14 protein-coding genes are annotated in these 15,159 nt (G+C 66.8%); 3 read left to right on the top strand and 11 right to left on the bottom strand.

Translation table 11 applies throughout. The annotated features are described in order from the left end of the window. Positions 1-67: 67 nt before the first annotated feature. Positions 68-460, bottom strand: coding sequence for a VanZ family protein (locus ACFX4F_RS07360; RefSeq protein ID WP_380653674.1), 393 nt, complete (start codon positions 458-460; stop codon positions 68-70). Beyond that, positions 457-1,641 (bottom strand): class I SAM-dependent methyltransferase, encoded by a 1,185-nt coding sequence (locus tag ACFX4F_RS07355; RefSeq protein WP_099820926.1) that lies wholly within the window; start codon positions 1,639-1,641, stop codon positions 457-459. Before ACFX4F_RS07355 ends, ACFX4F_RS07360 begins: the two co-directional genes overlap by 4 nt. 59 nt (positions 1,642-1,700) lie before the next feature. On the opposite strand from ACFX4F_RS07355, the gene ACFX4F_RS07350 reads away from it, so the two are divergent. Then, a complete protein-coding gene (locus tag ACFX4F_RS07350) occupies positions 1,701-2,438 on the top strand; it encodes a pteridine reductase (RefSeq protein WP_099820925.1) in 738 nt (245 codons plus the stop codon). Positions 2,439-2,499: 61 nt separating this feature from the next. Here ACFX4F_RS07350 and folK read toward each other — a convergent pair whose 3' ends face one another. Beyond that, entirely contained in the window at positions 2,500-3,000 is a 501-nt protein-coding gene (folK, locus tag ACFX4F_RS07345; RefSeq protein WP_099820924.1) for a 2-amino-4-hydroxy-6-hydroxymethyldihydropteridine diphosphokinase, read from the bottom strand. A 93-nt stretch (positions 3,001-3,093) separates the two neighbouring features. Here folK and ACFX4F_RS07340 point away from each other — a divergent pair, with 93 nt between their 5' ends. Continuing rightward, positions 3,094-3,843 carry a 20S proteasome subunit A/B gene (locus ACFX4F_RS07340; protein WP_346579303.1) on the top strand — a complete coding sequence of 250 codons (750 nt, stop codon included), beginning with the start codon at positions 3,094-3,096 and terminating at the stop codon, positions 3,841-3,843. Between the two features lie 104 nt (positions 3,844-3,947). Here ACFX4F_RS07340 and ACFX4F_RS07335 read toward each other — a convergent pair whose 3' ends face one another. The 4 genes from ACFX4F_RS07335 to ACFX4F_RS07320 all read right to left on the bottom strand — a co-directional run bounded on the left by ACFX4F_RS07335 (position 3,948) and on the right by ACFX4F_RS07320 (position 8,306). After that, positions 3,948-5,459, bottom strand: a complete 1,512-nt coding sequence (locus tag ACFX4F_RS07335) for an ATP-binding protein (protein WP_380653668.1) — start codon at positions 5,457-5,459, stop codon at positions 3,948-3,950. A 4-nt stretch (positions 5,460-5,463) separates the two neighbouring features. After that, the gene (locus ACFX4F_RS07330; protein WP_025878695.1) at positions 5,464-5,904 is read right to left on the bottom strand and encodes a response regulator; all 441 of its coding nucleotides are present in this window, start codon (positions 5,902-5,904) and stop codon (positions 5,464-5,466) included. Beyond that, on the bottom strand, positions 5,901-7,718 hold the full coding sequence (locus ACFX4F_RS07325; RefSeq protein ID WP_099820921.1) for an ATP-binding protein: 1,818 nt from the start codon (positions 7,716-7,718) through the stop codon (positions 5,901-5,903). Before ACFX4F_RS07325 ends, ACFX4F_RS07330 begins: the two co-directional genes overlap by 4 nt. A gap of 201 nt (positions 7,719-7,919) precedes the next feature. Continuing rightward, positions 7,920-8,306: a BON domain-containing protein gene (locus ACFX4F_RS07320; RefSeq protein WP_099820920.1), complete on the bottom strand. Its 387-nt coding sequence runs from the start codon at positions 8,304-8,306 to the stop codon at positions 7,920-7,922. Between the two features lie 188 nt (positions 8,307-8,494). Between ACFX4F_RS07320 and ACFX4F_RS07315 the strand changes: the two genes are divergently transcribed. Beyond that, positions 8,495-9,538 (top strand): oxidoreductase, encoded by a 1,044-nt coding sequence (locus ACFX4F_RS07315; protein WP_380653663.1) that lies wholly within the window; start codon positions 8,495-8,497, stop codon positions 9,536-9,538. A gap of 273 nt (positions 9,539-9,811) precedes the next feature. Here the strand turns inward: ACFX4F_RS07315 and gnd are convergent, their stop codons facing one another. The 4 genes from gnd to ACFX4F_RS07295 all read right to left on the bottom strand — a co-directional run bounded on the left by gnd (position 9,812) and on the right by ACFX4F_RS07295 (position 14,956). Then, positions 9,812-10,717 carry a phosphogluconate dehydrogenase (NAD(+)-dependent, decarboxylating) gene (gene gnd / locus ACFX4F_RS07310; protein WP_099820918.1) on the bottom strand — a complete coding sequence of 302 codons (906 nt, stop codon included), beginning with the start codon at positions 10,715-10,717 and terminating at the stop codon, positions 9,812-9,814. Between the two features lie 10 nt (positions 10,718-10,727). Further along, the gene (locus ACFX4F_RS07305; RefSeq protein WP_380653677.1) at positions 10,728-11,966 is read right to left on the bottom strand and encodes a hypothetical protein; all 1,239 of its coding nucleotides are present in this window, start codon (positions 11,964-11,966) and stop codon (positions 10,728-10,730) included. A 17-nt stretch (positions 11,967-11,983) separates the two neighbouring features. Next, entirely contained in the window at positions 11,984-12,604 is a 621-nt protein-coding gene (locus ACFX4F_RS07300; RefSeq protein WP_099820916.1) for a DUF2242 domain-containing protein, read from the bottom strand. A gap of 174 nt (positions 12,605-12,778) precedes the next feature. After that, complete coding sequence (locus ACFX4F_RS07295) at positions 12,779-14,956, bottom strand: carboxy terminal-processing peptidase (RefSeq protein ID WP_380653658.1); 2,178 nt, start codon at positions 14,954-14,956, stop codon at positions 12,779-12,781. Between the last annotated feature and the right edge of the window lie 203 nt (positions 14,957-15,159).

Here is a 15,159-nt window from a genome sequence, read left to right as displayed (position 1 = left end):
GAGCCGAGCCCATGCTCGGCTGCTTTTCAATCGGCAAGCCGAGCATGGGCTCGGCTCTACAGGAACGTTACCCCCGCCAGCGCAACAGGATGTCGCGCAGCGGGGTCAATGCGGTGGCCATCCCCGCCAACACGCCGATGGTGTTGGCCACCGCATCCATCGGATCGGCCATGCGGTTGCTGGTCAACGCGCCCTGCGCAAATTCGATGCCGATGCCCATCAGCACCAGGCCAGCCCCCACCCACAGCAGCGGACGGCCACGCCGGAACAGCTGCACCGCGCTGCCGGCCAGGATGAAATAGGCCAGGAAGTGCTCACCCTTGTCGCTGTTTTCCGGCAGCGGAATCGGCGGCGGCGGAATCAGGCAGACCACGATCACCGTCAGCACCGCCAACATCCACAGCGCGCTCCACAGGCGTGGCCGCCGCAGCGGCTTGATCACCGGCAACGCTGCACTCACAGGCGCCAGCTCAGATCGCCCAGTTCGAACGCCGGTTCGAAATCAACGTCGCGCTGCAGGCCAATGGCCTGGAAACGCTCGCCCATCTCCGTTGGCAGGGTCAGCTTCTTCACCTGGTCGCGCAGCTGGATGCGGCCCACTTCATCGGTGCGCTCCTCGGCCAGGGTCAGTACCTGGTCCAGGCCGTTGCCGAGCAGGAAACTGGCCTGGCTGCAGTAGCCGGCCAGGTCGAAACCGCCGTGCAGGCCGGCCTCGGCCATGGCAGTGAAATCGACCGATGCGGTGATGTCCTGCAGGCCCGGCCAACGATGGATCTCGTTGTGCACGTGGTGGCGGTAGAACGCGCGTACGGTGCCATCATCGCGCTCTTCCTGGTAGAACTCGCCCCGGTTGTAGCCGTAATCCACGAACAGCATCGCGCCACGGCGCAGGCCGCCGGCCACTGCCTGCAACCAATACGGCAGCTGCGGCAGCACCTCGGAACGGTAGCCGTCGGCAAAGGGCTTTTCCAGGTAGCGTTCGAGATGGCGCACCGCGCCGTTGAGCAGCAGGTCGGCCGGCTGCGCGCCACGGATGAAGTTGCCCTGCCCGTCCAGCTCGACGGTTTCCTCGTACACCTCGCCGTCCTTGATCAGGAAGCGCGGTGTCGGCAGCGCATCGATCACCTCATTGGCGAACACCACGCCGTCCCAGTCGTCCTCGAACGGACGATCCAGCCATTCCACCCGGCCGGCCAGCTCGGGCGGCAGGTTCTGCTGCAGGCGCTCCTGCTGGCGCTGGCGCAGGTCCGCGCTGGGTTCGAGGATCGCGTAGCGGGCTGGCAATGCGTCCAGCTCGGCCAGGCGCAGCAGCACCGCCTCGGCGAAGGCACCGGTGCCGCCACCCAGTTCCAGCATCCGTGCCTGTGCATCAAGCTGGCCGAACACCGGCGCCAGTGCATTGGCCACGCTGCCGGCGAACAGGCTGCCCAGCTCGGGTGCGGTGGTGAAATCGCCACTGCCGCCGAATTTGCTGGCACCGGCGCTGTAGTAACCCCAGCCCGGCGTGTACAGGCACAGCTCCATGAAGCGGGAGAACGGCATCGCCCCGCCCTGTGCGAGTATCTCGGCACGCAGGGCGGCGGCCAGCTGGTCGCTGTGGGCCAGGGCATCGGCTTCGGGCAGGGGGAAGGTAGGCTGCATGGCGTCTTCGAATGCGGTGACAATGGTGCACAGGATAGCCGAGCCTTGGAGGACCCTCGATGAGTGACACCGCCCCCGTGGCCCTGATCACCGGCAGCGCGCGCCGGATCGGCGCGGCCATCGCCCGCCAGTTCCACGCCTGTGGCTGGTCGGTGGTGCTGCACGCCCATACCTCCAGCGCCGAACTGCAGCAGGCCGCCTTCAACCTGGACAACGAGCGCCCCGGCAGCGTGCTGGCGTTGCAGGCCGACCTGCGCGACGCCGACGCCCTGGCCGATCTGGTCGAGCAGGCAGTGACCCACTTCGGCCGCCTCGATGCGCTGGTCAACAACGCCTCCAACTTCTTCCCCACCCCGCTCGGCCAGGTCACCGCCGAGGCGATGGACGAGCTGTACGCGGTCAACGCGCGCGCACCGCTGCTGCTGGCCCAGGCCGCCGCGCCGTACCTGCGCCGCCAGCACGGCTGCATCGTCAACCTGACCGACCTGCACGGCACCGACCCGATGCCCAACCACATCGCCTACACGATGGCCAAGGCGGCGCTGGAGATGGCGACCCGCTCGCTGGCGCTGGAACTGGCGCCGAAGGTGCGGGTGAATGCAGTGGCGCCCGGTGCGATCCTGTGGCCGGAACAGGGCAAGGACGATTTCGCCCGCGAGGCGCTGCTGGCGCGCACGCCGCTGGCGCGGATCGGCACGGTCGAGGAAATCGCCGAAGCGGTGTACTGGCTGGCGGCCGAGGCCAGCTTCGTCACCGGCCACACCCTGCGCGTGGATGGTGGGCGTACGGTGAGTTGATCGTTCAGCCCCCCATGGGGTGGCTCTACTGTAGAGCCACCCCATGGGGGGCTGCGTCGGGTCAATCCAGCGCGTCGGGGTCCAGCTCGACCGTCTCGAACGCTTCGCCATGCTGCTTGTGTGCGCGCCACAACGTGGCCAGGTCCAGGCCGCTGACCGGATCGATGAAATCCGGGGCGATATCAGCCAGCGGCTTCAGCACGAAGGCATGTTTCAGTTCCGGGCGCGGAATGCGCAGATGGCCGGGGCCTTCCACCACCAGGTCGCCATAGAACACCACGTCGACATCCAGGGTCCGGTCGGAGAAACGCGGACCGCTGCGGTCACGACCGTGCGCATCTTCCAGCGCATGCAGCCAGTCATCCAGTTCCTGCAGCGGCAGGTCGGTCTCGATGGCAACGCCATTGTTGAGGAAGGCCGGACCCTCGAAACCGACGGCGGCGGTACGGTAGGCGGCAGACACCTGCAGCGCACCAAAGCGCTCGCGCAGGGCCGCCACCGCAGCGTGGAGGTAGCGGCGGGGGTGGACGTTGCTGCCCAGGCTCAGGAGCACGGTGGTCATGCGGTTCCGGTGACGGCAATCAGGTGGAGCGCGGGCATGCCATCGTCACAACGGCCTGCCTACAATCCGGGACGCATATGATAGGGCACCGACATGACCTATTGCGTTGGAATCGAGGTGGACGAGGGCCTGGTCTTCGCCGCCGACACCCGCACCAATGCCGCGCTGGACGATGTCCGCGTGCACCGCAAACTGCACGTGTTCGAATATCCCGGCCAGGCCGCCTACGTGGTGATGGCCGCCGGCAACCTGGCCACGACCCAGCTGCTGGTGTCGCGGCTGAAGCGCGATGCCGAGGAGCGGCGCACGCCGAACCTGCGCGACATGGCCCATCTGTTCGAGGCGGCGGCCTACGTCGGCTCCCTGCTGGTGGACAGCCAGGTGCAGAGCCAGCACACCGAACACGGCCATGACGGGGTGAACACCCAGGCGACGCTGATCTTCGGCGGGCAGATTGCCGGCGAACAGCCCGGCCTGTACATGGTCTACCCACTGGGCAACGCCATCGCCGCCTCGCCGGAGACACCCTATCTGCAGATCGGTGAATCCAAGTACGGCAAGCCGATCCTGGACCGCATCCTGACCCCGTCCACGCGCCTGGAGGATGCCGCACGCACCGCGATCGTGTCCCTGGATTCCACCATCCGCTCCAACCTGTCGGTGGGCCTGCCAGTCGACCTGGCGCTGCTGCGCGCCGGCGAACTGCGGATCAGCCAGCAGCTGCGGCTGGGCGCCGATTCAGCGCTATACGCCGACATCCATCAGAACTGGTCGCGGCGGCTGGAACAGGCGGTGGAAAGCCTGCCACGGTTTCCGTGGGAAACGACGGATCGCCCGGGCTGAAACGCCGCCGCTGCACACCTGTAGAGCCGAGCCCATGCTCGGTAGACACAGCCGATGCAGACAGCAGCCGAGCATGGGCTCGGCTCTACGGCGTTCCCTCGACGTCAGCCCAGCGCGTCGGCCACCGCGCGGAACACCTGCTGCATCTGCAGCGGCTTGCGCAGCAGGTGCACCTCGATGCCGGCGGGGAACACATCTGCCGGCATTTCCCCGGCAGCATCTTCCAGCACCAGTGCCGGGCCCCGGTATCCGAGCGTGGCCATCTCGCCCAGCAGCTGGCTGGCCGACAACAGCTTGGAGCCGGCATCGGCAATCACCAGCGCCGGCATCGCCTCCTGCTGCATCCAGCGCAGTGCGGCCGGGCCATCGGAGGCCAGCTGCAGCTGATAGCCCTGGCTGGACAGCGCATTGCCCAGCAGCGACAGGCGCGTGGCTTCACCATCGACCACCAGGATCGACTGGCCACTGCCCAGCGCCACCAGTTGTTCGATCGGTTCGCCGCCCTCGGCGCTGGCATGCATCGGCAAGCGCAGCTCGAAGCAGGTGCCCTGCCCCAGCTGGCTGTTGACGTGGATGCTGCCACCGGCGCCTTCAACGATGCGCTTGCAGGAAATCAGGCCCAGCCCGGTGCCATCGGCCTTGGTGGTGAAGAACGGATTGAACAGATGCGACAGCGTGTCCGCATCCATGCCGGTGCCTTCATCGACCACCGCGATGCGCAGCCAGTCCTCGCCATCGCGCTGGCCGCCATGGCTGGCGGTCAGACTCAGGTTGCCGCCATCAGGCATCGCCTGGATCGCGTTGAGCGCCAGGTTCAACAGCACCTGCTGCAATTCGGTGTAGTTGGCATCGACCACCAGCCCCTCATCCTCGACCACAAGGTCCAGGCGGACGCCATCGGGCACGTTGCTGCGCAACAGCAGCGCCACGGCCTGGAACAGGTCATCGATGTGGATGCGCTCGCTGGCCTTGCGCGACCCACGCACGAACGACAGCATCGATTCGGCCATCTCATGGCCACGGCGACCGCACTCGGCGATCACATCGGCCAGGTGGTGCAGTTGCGGATCTTCGGTACGCGCCTTCAGCAGGTCCGGCATGATCAGCAGCGGCTGCAGGATGTTGCGCAGATCGTGACTCAGACCCGCCGCCAGCAACGACAGGCTTTCCAGCCGCTGCGCGCGCATCAGCTCGGTTTCCACCCGCGAGCGCTCGATGGCGCTGCGTGCCTCACGCACCGCGCGCGCCACGGCCGACGGCAGGCGTGCCGGCTGGTGCTTGATGATGTAATCGTTGGCGCCCTTCTGCAGGGCCGCCACCGCATTCTCTTCGCCCATGGTGCCGGAGACGAAGATGAAGGGCACGTCCGGCAACGCGTCGCGCACGATGCGCAGCGCGTCGTCGCCGGAGAAGCCTGGCATGCTCAGGTCGGACAGCACGATGTCCGGCTGGAAGCGCGCCAGCGCATGGCGCAGGTCGTCCGCACTCTCGACACGCTCGAACGTGGCCTCAAGGCCTGCATCGAGCATCTGTTCGGACATCAGCTCGGCATCCTCGGGGGAATCTTCCACCAGCAGGATGCGTAGGGCGCCGAGCGCGGGACCGGTCAGGGGCATGGGCCTACTCGATCTCCGGAGCCTGGTTGATCAGTGCCCAGAACTTGCCCAGGGTCTGCACGGCGCCGAAGAACTGGTCCACGTCCACCGGCTTGACCACATACGCGTTCACGCCCATGTCCCAGCTGCGGGCCAGGTCGCTTTCCTCGCGCGAGGAGGACAGGATCACCACCGGCAACCGCTTCAGCTCATCGTGTTCGCGGATCTGCCGCAGCACTTCCAGGCCATCCATGCGCGGCATCTTGATGTCCAGCAGCAGCACCGCCGGCAGGCCTTCCTCGCGGCTGGCGAAGGCGCCACGGCGCAGCAGGTAATCCATCACTTCCACGCCGTCTTCGACGTGCACGATGGGATTGGCCAGCCGCGCTTCCTGCAGCGCATCGATCGCCATTTCGGCGTCGGCCGGGCTGTCTTCGGCAAGGAGGATGGTGCGCAGCGTCGTCATGCGATGGGGCCCTGTTTGTCCGCGTCGAGCACGGGGGGAAGATAGAAGTGGAAGGTGGCGCCGGCATCCGGTGCGGCTTCGGCCCAGATGCGGCCGCCATGGCGGGTCAGCACCCTGCGTACGCTGGCCAGGCCGATACCGGTGCCGGGATAGTCGCTGGCCTTGTGCAGGCGCTGGAAAACGCCGAACAACTTGCCGGCGTAGGCCATGTCAAAGCCTGCACCATTGTCGCTGACCGTGAACTGATGACCGCCATCGGGCTGCTGCTGGTAGTCCACGCGGACCTTCGCCGGCTCGCGGTTGGCCGAGTATTTCACCGCGTTGCCCAGCAGGTTCAGCCAGACCTGGCGCAGCATGTTTTCGTCGCCCACCACGATCGGCAGCGGCGCGATGCTCCACTCCACCTGATGGGCATGGCCGCTGCTCTCGGCTTCGCTCTGCACGTTCGCGTCGAGCATCGCGCGCGTATCGGCCACCAGCGACTGCATGTCCACGGTCTGTTGGCGCATCGCTGCGCGGCCCAGCCGCGAATAGACCAGCAGGTCGTCGATCAACGTGGCCATGCGCCGCGCTGAACCGGAGATCACCCCAAGGTAGTGCTGGCTCTTCTCGTCAGCCGCCTCGCCCAGATGGCGCGACAGCTTGTCCGAGAAACCGGCGACATGGCGCAGCGGCGCACGCAGGTCGTGCGACACCGAGTAGCTGAACGCTTCCAGCTCGCGGTTGACCTCCGAGACCTGGGCAACCTTGCCTTCCAGCTGCCGATTCAACTCTTCGACGCGTGTCTGCACCGCACGCTGCACGGTCACGTCGCTGACGGTCAGCAGCACCACTTCATCGTCGGTGTCAGGCAGCGGCATGCGCCGCGCGTTGAGCAGCATGTAGCGGGACATGCCGTCGACGGTGCGTTGTTCGTGTTCGAAATCCCACAGTTCGCGACCGCGCAGCAATACGTCGGCCAGACGCTGGCGAACCACCGGGTCACGCCATGCGCCGTCGCCTACGTTTTCCAGCAGCAGGCCATCGGCACGCTCATCCTGCAGCCCGTACAACTCGGAAAACGCGGGATTGTGCAGCTGCACGCGCAGCTCGCGATCCAGCAGCACGATCGGTTCACGCACGGTCTGCAGCACCGATGCCGCGCGCGCAGCGGCGCGCTGCGACTGTCGTTCAGCCTGCAGGCGGCGGCCAATCTGTCGTTGCAGCAGCCACAGCACCAGGCCGAGCAGCGCCAGCTGTACCAGCAGCGAGCTCCACGAGACGAAGTTGGTCTGCCGCTTCTGTCGCTCCGCCTGGGCGGCGCGCTGGGCCAGCAGCGCTTCCTCGCTGGCCTGCAGTTCTTCCACCAGGCCGCGGATCGGATAGCGCGTGCTCAGGTCCTGCACCAGCTCGCGCTGGTCACTGTTGGGCTCGGACTTCGCCAGCTCACGCGCAACCCCCATACGGCCTTCCAGCATCGACTGGATGCGGCCGATGCGGATCAGCTGGTCGGGATTGTCGCGGGTCATCCGGCCCAGTTCGGCCAGGCGCTCGGGGATGTCGTTGGCCTTGGCCATGCGCTCGCGTAGGCCCGGCGCATCCACGCCCTTGGACAGCGTCAACGCAGCCGATTCGATGTCGCGCACGTCGGTCTGCAGCTGCTGCAGGGCTACGGTCACCTGCTGGGTATGGGTCACCCAGCCCATCGCCAGCTCGTTGTCCTGCTGCAGTTTGCGCAGGGTCAACCACGGGACCACGATGATGGCTGCCGCTGCCAGTGCCAAAGCAGGCAGTCGCCAGCGATCCCAGATGTCATCACTGAAAACCAGCGCCATAGTTCCTCGTCAGCTCAGCCGGGGAGAGCGATCCGGGCAGGATCAGCCACGGCGGAACCGGCAATATAGCGCAGCCGGTCACATCTCTGGGGTAATGGGTCGTTCGGCGGGGCGCCCATCCGCAGGCATCGCGCAGGCCCGACGCTACAAAAACAGGGGCGCCCCCGTGGGAGCGCCCCTGCTGGCAACCTGCGGTGTCGATCAGCGCTTCTTGGCGGCACTGACCTTCAGCGCGGCGGCATCAACGCGGGTCACGCCCTTGATGCCCTTGGCGGTGGCGATGGCCTTGTCATGCTCGGCCTTGGTGGCAACGGTGCCACTCAGGCTGACCACGCCATTGACCGTCTCCACCTTCACTTCGGTACCCGGCACATTGCTGCTGGCGAGCAGATCGGCCTTGACCTTGGTGGTGATCCAGCTGTCGGTGACCGGCTCGTTGGAATCATGGCGGTCGGCATGGGTCATCGCCGAATGATCGGTTTTCGGCGGGCTCTTCGCTGCGGCGTCCTGGGCGAATGCGGCCGAGGAGGACAGCGCCAGGCCCAGGGTGAGGGCGGAAGCCAACAGCGTACGGGTCGTGGTGCTCATCGTGTGGTTCTCCTACTGGTTGGTGCGCCCAGTGTCGCCAAGTGCTTGTAGTGCAGACGTGGCGCTGCGGTCATGCTCACGTGAATGGGCATACCTGCAGCGGGAACGGTTCAGCTTCCGGGCGCGCAGTCATCTCGTTTACCCTGAGGTTCCTGTCCTGTACTTTCCGATCCGCGCGGAGTCTTCCCATGCGCCCCGAGCTGCAACTGGCCCTGATCGGCTACGGCCTGGCCGGCCGTGTCTTCCACGCCCCGCTGATCCAGCACACGCCGGGGCTGGCCCTGCACAGTGTCGTCAGTTCGCAGCGCGATACGCTGCTGCGCACCTTCAGCGACGTCCACGTACGCGCTACCGCGCAGGAGGTCTTCGATGACCCTGCGGTGGATGCGGTGGTGATTGCCACGCCGAACGAACAGCACGCGCCGTTGGCCATCGCCGCGCTGGCCGCCGGCAAGCATGTGCTGGTGGATAAACCATTCGCGGTGACCGTGGACGAAGCCGAGCAGGTGCTGGCCGCAGCGCGCGAAGCTGGACGCATCGCCACCGTGTTCCAGAACCGGCGCTTCGATGCGGACTTCCTGACCCTGCAGGCGCTGCTTGCCGACGGCACGCTCGGTGACATCGCCGAATGCCACGCGCATTTCGACCGCTACCGCCCGCAGGTGCGCGAACGCTGGCGCGAGCAGGAGGGGCCGGGCAGCGGCCTGTGGTACGACCTGGGGCCGCACCTGCTGGACCAGATGCTGGTGCTGTTCGGCTGTCCGCAGGCGATCGATGCGGACCTTGCCGTGCAGCGCGAAGGCGGCAGCGGCGTCGACTATTTTCATGCGGTGCTGCACTACCCGCGCCATCGCGCGATCGTGCACGCCGGTTCACTGGTCGCTGCGCCTGCCCCCCGTTTCGCGGTGCATGGCACGCGTGCCAGCTGGATCAAGCATGGCCTGGACGTGCAGGAGGCGCAGCTGCGTCGCGGCGTTGCGCCAGGCGCGCCGGGCTGGGGCATCGATCCGCGCCACGGCGAACTGCTGCACTGCGATGCGGAGGACAACGTGCAGCGCTGCACCGTGGACAACCTGCCCGGTGATTACCGGCGCCTGTATGCCGACTTCGCAGCGGCGATGCGGGGCGAGGGTGAGCCGACGGTCAGCGCGCAGCAGGCGCTGCAGGTGATGCGGTTGCTGCAGGCGGGGATGGAGAGTGCGCGCGAGGGACGGCGGGTTCGGTTGGGGTGATCGGCAGGGCTGCGCCCTGCACCCGCCGAGGCAACGGCAACGGCAACGTCAAAAGCTGGGCTGCTGAGGGATGGCGGGGTCACGCGATCTGCCGGGGTCGGATCACGTTGCTTGGCAACGGGCTCTGACCCCATGCGTGACCCATGCGGACGGACGATGGCTGACAGTAGATCCACGCCATGCGTGGATGACGTCGAAACGATCAAAGAAGGCTTTCAGTTACGGGGTCAGAGCCCTTCCCTGCGGAAAGGGATCCGACCCCGGCGCCGGTACTTACGACTTCTTGATGGCGTGGCCGCCGAATTCGTTGCGCATCGCTGACAGCAGGCGGTCGGTGAACGAGTTCGACTCGCGCGAACGCAGGCGTTCGAGCAGCGACAGGGTGATCACCGGTGCCGGTACGTCCAGCGCAATCGCTTCGGCGACGGTCCAGCGGCCTTCGCCGGAATCCTCCACGTACGGTGCGATGCCATCCAGCGAGGGGTTGCGCTTGAGGGCTTCGGTGCTCAGGTCCAGCAGCCACGAACGCACCACGCTGCCGTGGCGCCACACCTCGGCCACCTGCGCCAGGTCCAGTTCCATCTCCTGCTTGCGCTCCATCAGCGCGAAGCCTTCGGCGTAGGCCTGCATCATTCCGTACTCGATGCCGTTGTGGACCATCTTGGTGAAGTGGCCTGCGCCGGACGGGCCGACGCGCGCCCAGCCGCGGTCTTCCGCCGGGGCCAGCGTGCGCAGCAGCGGTGCGATCTGTTCGACCACCGCGGCATCGCCACCCACCATCAGGCTGTAGCCTTCCTGCAGGCCCCACACGCCGCCGCTGGTGCCGCAGTCCACGTAGCCCAGGTCATCTTCGGCCAGCGCCTTGGCGCGACGGATCGAGTCCTGGTAGTTGGAGTTGCCACCGTCAATGACGATGTCACCTTCGGCCAGGTGCGGGCTCAACTGCCCCAGCGTCTGGTCCACGGTCTCGCCGGCCGGCACCATCAGCCACACCACGCGCGGCACCGGCAGCGCGGCCACTGCGGCGGCCAGCGAATCCACTACTTCCAGGCCGGCCTCGGCGGCGCGCTGGCGGGCGCCCTCGCCCGGGTCGTAGCCAACCACGCGGTGGCCGCCGCGGTGCAGGCGCTGGGCCATGTTGGCGCCCATGCGGCCGAGGCCGATCATTGCAATATCCATTGTTTCACCTTCAGTTGTTGTCGGAAGTCAGGCTGCCTGGCCGGCCGGTCGTCGCGCAGTGGCGCAGCTGCGCCTCGCGCCAACGCCGGTAGAGCGTGGTATGCAGATTGTGCAACGCCAGGTCGATGGAAAACGGCGTGCGCGGATTGCGGTCGAGCAGGCGGATGATGTGATAGCCGACAGGACGTATACCGCGTGGGTGCACGTAGATCACGAACTGCTGGTAGAACGCATCGTCCAGCAACTGGTCCATCTGCTGCACGACGTCGCGATAGCGCGGGGCCAGCTGCGCACGCAGGGCCGGATCGCGCTCGTACAGCAGCCGCTCGAAATAGCGTTGGCCGACACGCGGAATGCCCTGCGCCAACTGCCACAGGGCACGATTGCGCTGGTCGTACCAGGCCAGGCCGCCGTGTTCTGCCAAGGCTCGCGCGGCCCCCTCGCCCACCGCCACCACGACGAAGTTCTCCGCCTGGTTGCTGAGGTCGTCCAGCGTGCCTTTGTCGAATACGTGTTCGATGAAGCCGGGCAATCCGACGAATGCCTGCCGCCCCATCGCCGACGTGCGCACGGCCTTGCCGTCGGCCAGGAACTGGCCAGCCTGTGCGCCCAGCAGGATGCTGTCGGTGTCGTGCAGACCCAGGAAGGTGCCGATGGACAGCTCCCCCGGCGCGAATTCCGCATCGAAGGCCGCATCGCCGTACAGCTCGCGCTGCGTAGCCAGCTGCGCGACCTGACGGCCGACACCGCACTCGGCACGCACCCGGCCGGTGTAGAACGCATCCAGTGCGCGGCTGTTGCTGGCGGCAGGCACATAGCCGCGGCCGAAGCTGCGTACCCGCTGCCATCCCTGTGCCGGAGCACCACGAGCGCCAAAGCCGATCCAGCCCAGCTGCACACCGGTGAAGCGGAAGGACTCATTGTCCTGCAGTGCCTGCGTGGCCCGTTGTACCGCCGCGCCCAGTTCGAAGGCGTAGGCACAGACCGTGACCGGATCGTCCAGCAGCTGCTGCAACAGGGCCTGGCGGTCCGCATCGGCCAACGTCTCCGGCAAGCGCACGCGTAGATCGCCGGCGGCCTGCGCTTCGGCCAGCGAGGCTCGCGTACAGACCGGCCCGCCCTGCACCTGTGGTGTGCTGATGGCTGCAGTTTCAAAGCGCCAGCCCAACCGCTGCAGCAGGCCTTGGCTGCACTCGGCCGTCCCAGCCAGCGCGCTCAAGGGCCAGACCAACAGCAGGGCCCATACCATCACCCTGCCGCGCACGTTCAGCCCTGGTCCGTTGCTGCCGGCGCGGGTTCGGGCTCAGGCCCGGCAGGAGGCGGCGACGCGGCCGGTTGTGGTTGCGGTTGCGGTTCTGCTTTCGCTGCCGCCGGCAGGTACTGCTGCAGGCGCTGGAAGAAGCGCCGATAGAATTCGGCATCGGTGATCGTGCTGCTGGCCACTTTCACCAGCGAGTCGTCATTGCTGCCGAACGGCAGCGACACCGAGCCCAGCGCGCCCACGCCGACGCTGGCCGAGGTCGGGCTCTTCTTCAGCGCATAACGGTCCTGCACGGCGCTGACGAACACCAGCGCCTGGCTGCCACGCGGCGCACAGGAGATACGCAGCACCAGTTGTTCGTGGTCATCCTCGCGCGGCTGGAAATTCTTGTTGCCTTCCACCTGCGCGTCGTCCGACCGTGCGATGGCATAGCCCTGGCTGAGCAACGTGCGCCGTGCCGCCTCGCAGGCGTCGGCCGGGCGCCCATCGACGGTGCGCGAGAAGGTGTCGCCGGAGTCGAAGGACTCCCGCAGCAGACTGCTGTCGGCGGCGCGGCCACCGCACGCGGTCAATGCCAGGGCACTGGTGGCGGCCAACAGGGAAGCGGAGAGGAGGGAGGCCCGCATGGGTACTCCTGCAAAGACGGTAGCCCGAGGGTAGCCCCCTGCCCGTGTGCGCCGGGTCGATACTGCTTGGCCCGGCCGCCACCGTTGCTCCCGGTTCATGCAAAAAGGGGACGGAGGGGTTTAAGTCGCTTGTGGCACCAACGACTTAAACCCCTCCGCCCCCTCCTCAGTCAATCAGTCGGCCCAGCGGCCTGCGGCGGTGGACTGCGGCAGCACCTGTGCCGACAGCGGACGGTCGGCCTCCAGCAGGTTCACCGCGTCGGCCAGGATCGAGGCCGATTCACGCAGCAGCGGGTCCGGGCGCTTCTCGGCGGCCTTCTCGCGGGCGGCATCCTTGACGATGTCGCGCTCGTTGCCGGTCAGGCCATCATCGCTGCTGTCATCGGCCAGCGGGTCCAGGGCCAGGCCCAGTTCCTTGCGCACGATCTGGCGCTGCTTGCGCTGGGTGTCCTGGCGCTCGCGCTCGGCACGACGGGTCGCTTCATTCAGCGAAACGTACTTCTTCGCCGCTTCGGTACGGAACTGCTCCACGTCCTCGTTCCACCATTGGAATTCCTTGTCGGTGGCGATGCGCGAGTCATGACGCGTTTCCAGCTTCGGCAACAGCGGCGCGAAGTTGCCGTACTGGGTGTGCGGCACCGCGGCGATGCGGGTCCACGGCAGCGCATTGTCGTAGGTGCTTTCGCCGAATTCGGTGGCATCGACGCTGGCCGGGAACGCCAGGTCCGGCACCACGCCCTTGTGCTGGGTGCTGCTGCCGCTGATGCGGAAGAACTGGGCGATGGTCAGCTTCACCTGGCCAAAGCGCTGGGCTTCGCCACTCGGCCAACGGTCCAGGTCGACGATGTTCTGCACGGTGCCCTTGCCGAAGCTGGTTTCACCGATGACCAGGCCGCGGCCGTAGTCCTGGATGGCACCGGCGAAGATCTCCGACGCCGACGCCGAACCACGGTTGATCAGCACGGCCAGCGGGCCGTCCCATGCCACGCCCTGGTTGCGGTCGCTGTTGACGGTGACACGGCCACCGGATTCGCGCACCTGCACCACCGGACCCTGTTCGATGAACAGGCCGGTCAGCTCGATCGCTTCATCCAGCGAACCTCCACCGTTGTTGCGCAGGTCCAGCACCACGCCGTCCAGCTTGTCGGTCTTGAAACCGGCCAGCAGCTTGGCCACGTCGCGGGTGGCCGACGCATAGTCGGCGGCGTTGCGACGACGGCCTTCGAAATCCTGGTAGAAGGTCGGCAGCTTGATCACGCCGACCTTGCGCGCCGGCTCGCCATTGGCGGCCGGAATGGTCATGGTCTCGCCCTTGGCGGCCTGTTCGGCCAGGCGCACCTTCTGCCGGGTCAGCACCAGGGTGTGGTGCTTGCCGTCGACGCCCGCTTCGGCCGGAATGAATTCCAGCTTCACCTGGGTGTCCTTGGCGCCACGGATCTTGGCCACGACATCATCGATGCGCCAGCCGATCACATCTTCCACCAGCCCGGACTTGCCCTGGCCGACGCCGACGATGCGGTCGCCCGGCTTCAGCGTGCCGTCCACGGCCGCCGGACCACCGGCGATGATCTCGCGGATCACCACCACATCGTCCTGGCGCTGCAGCTGCGCGCCGATACCTTCCAGCGACAGCGACATCGCCTGGTTGAAGTTCTCGGCGGTACGCGGAGTGAAGTAATCGGTGTGCGGATCAACCGCGCTGGTATAGGCGTTCATGAAGAACTGGAAGGTGTCTTCGCCCTTCAGCTCGTTGACCGACTTTTCCAGGGTGGCGTAACGCTTGTCCAGCGTCTTGCGGATGTCATCGGACTTCTTGCCGGCCAGCTTCAGGCGCAGCCAGTCGTTCTTCACCGACTTGCGCCACAGCTCGTCTAGCTCGGCATTGGAAGCGGCCCACGGCACGTCCTTGCGGTCATACTCGAAGCGCTCGTCGGTGGTGAAATCCGGTTCCTGCTTGAGCAGCTTGCGCGCATAGGCCACACGCTCGCCGACGCGCTGCTTGTAGACGGCGAACACCTGGAACGCCGGCTCCAGTTCGCCGCCGCGGATGGCGTTGGCAATGCCGGCCTGGAACGGTGCGAAGCGGGTGATGTCGGCCTGGGTGAAGTACTGCTTGCCGCCGTCCAGCGTCTCCAGGTAGCGCTTGAACACATCCTTGGAGGTGGCTTCATCGAGCGCACGCGGGCGGTAGGCGTAGCGGCTGTCGGACAACAGGCCGTACACCAGCTTGGAGGTGGTCACCTGATCGGCGGTGGCGGCAGCCGGCAACGCCGGCGAATCGGCCTTGGCCGCCAGCGCCAGCGGCGCGACCAGCGCCAGGGCCATCAGGAATGCGGGGGCTTTGAATTTCATTGACGTGCTCGAAGGCGCCTTGCCAAGGGAGAGACTGCAGGGTGTTCAGACACCGCGACAGTGCCGAAAGTTGCCGGGTTTGTCACCCGCCCACGTTCGGTGGAAAACCAGCCTAGCGGGGCCGGTGTAGCAAATTGTGAATGCATGTAGAGCCGAGCCCATGCTCGGCTGGCCGGCAGCAAGCAGCCGAGCATGGGCTCGGC

This window comes from Stenotrophomonas sp. YIM B13575, assembly GCF_042787595.1.
Taxonomy (GTDB): Bacteria; Pseudomonadota; Gammaproteobacteria; order Xanthomonadales; family Xanthomonadaceae; genus Stenotrophomonas; species Stenotrophomonas lactitubi_B.
Note: the sequence above shows the minus strand (reverse complement) of the source record. Positions and strands in the feature narration are given on the sequence as shown.

Excerpts from the sequence above, each read along its gene's own strand:
- ACFX4F_RS07355 (WP_099820926.1), bottom strand. The coding sequence starts at position 1,641 with ATGCAGCCTACCTTCCCCCTGCCCGAAGCCGATGCCCTGGCCCACAGC.
- ACFX4F_RS07350 (WP_099820925.1), top strand. The coding sequence starts at position 1,701 with ATGAGTGACACCGCCCCCGTGGCCCTGATCACCGGCAGCGCGCGCCGG.
- folK (WP_099820924.1), bottom strand. The coding sequence starts at position 3,000 with ATGACCACCGTGCTCCTGAGCCTGGGCAGCAACGTCCACCCCCGCCGC.
- ACFX4F_RS07340 (WP_346579303.1), top strand. The coding sequence starts at position 3,094 with ATGACCTATTGCGTTGGAATCGAGGTGGACGAGGGCCTGGTCTTCGCC.
- ACFX4F_RS07335 (WP_380653668.1), bottom strand. The coding sequence starts at position 5,459 with ATGCCCCTGACCGGTCCCGCGCTCGGCGCCCTACGCATCCTGCTGGTG.
- ACFX4F_RS07330 (WP_025878695.1), bottom strand. The coding sequence starts at position 5,904 with ATGACGACGCTGCGCACCATCCTCCTTGCCGAAGACAGCCCGGCCGAC.
- ACFX4F_RS07325 (WP_099820921.1), bottom strand. The coding sequence starts at position 7,718 with ATGGCGCTGGTTTTCAGTGATGACATCTGGGATCGCTGGCGACTGCCT.
- ACFX4F_RS07320 (WP_099820920.1), bottom strand. The coding sequence starts at position 8,306 with ATGAGCACCACGACCCGTACGCTGTTGGCTTCCGCCCTCACCCTGGGC.
- ACFX4F_RS07315 (WP_380653663.1), top strand. The coding sequence starts at position 8,495 with ATGCGCCCCGAGCTGCAACTGGCCCTGATCGGCTACGGCCTGGCCGGC.
- gnd (WP_099820918.1), bottom strand. The coding sequence starts at position 10,717 with ATGGATATTGCAATGATCGGCCTCGGCCGCATGGGCGCCAACATGGCC.
- ACFX4F_RS07305 (WP_380653677.1), bottom strand. The coding sequence starts at position 11,966 with ATGGTATGGGCCCTGCTGTTGGTCTGGCCCTTGAGCGCGCTGGCTGGG.
- ACFX4F_RS07300 (WP_099820916.1), bottom strand. The coding sequence starts at position 12,604 with ATGCGGGCCTCCCTCCTCTCCGCTTCCCTGTTGGCCGCCACCAGTGCC.
- ACFX4F_RS07295 (WP_380653658.1), bottom strand. The coding sequence starts at position 14,956 with ATGAAATTCAAAGCCCCCGCATTCCTGATGGCCCTGGCGCTGGTCGCG.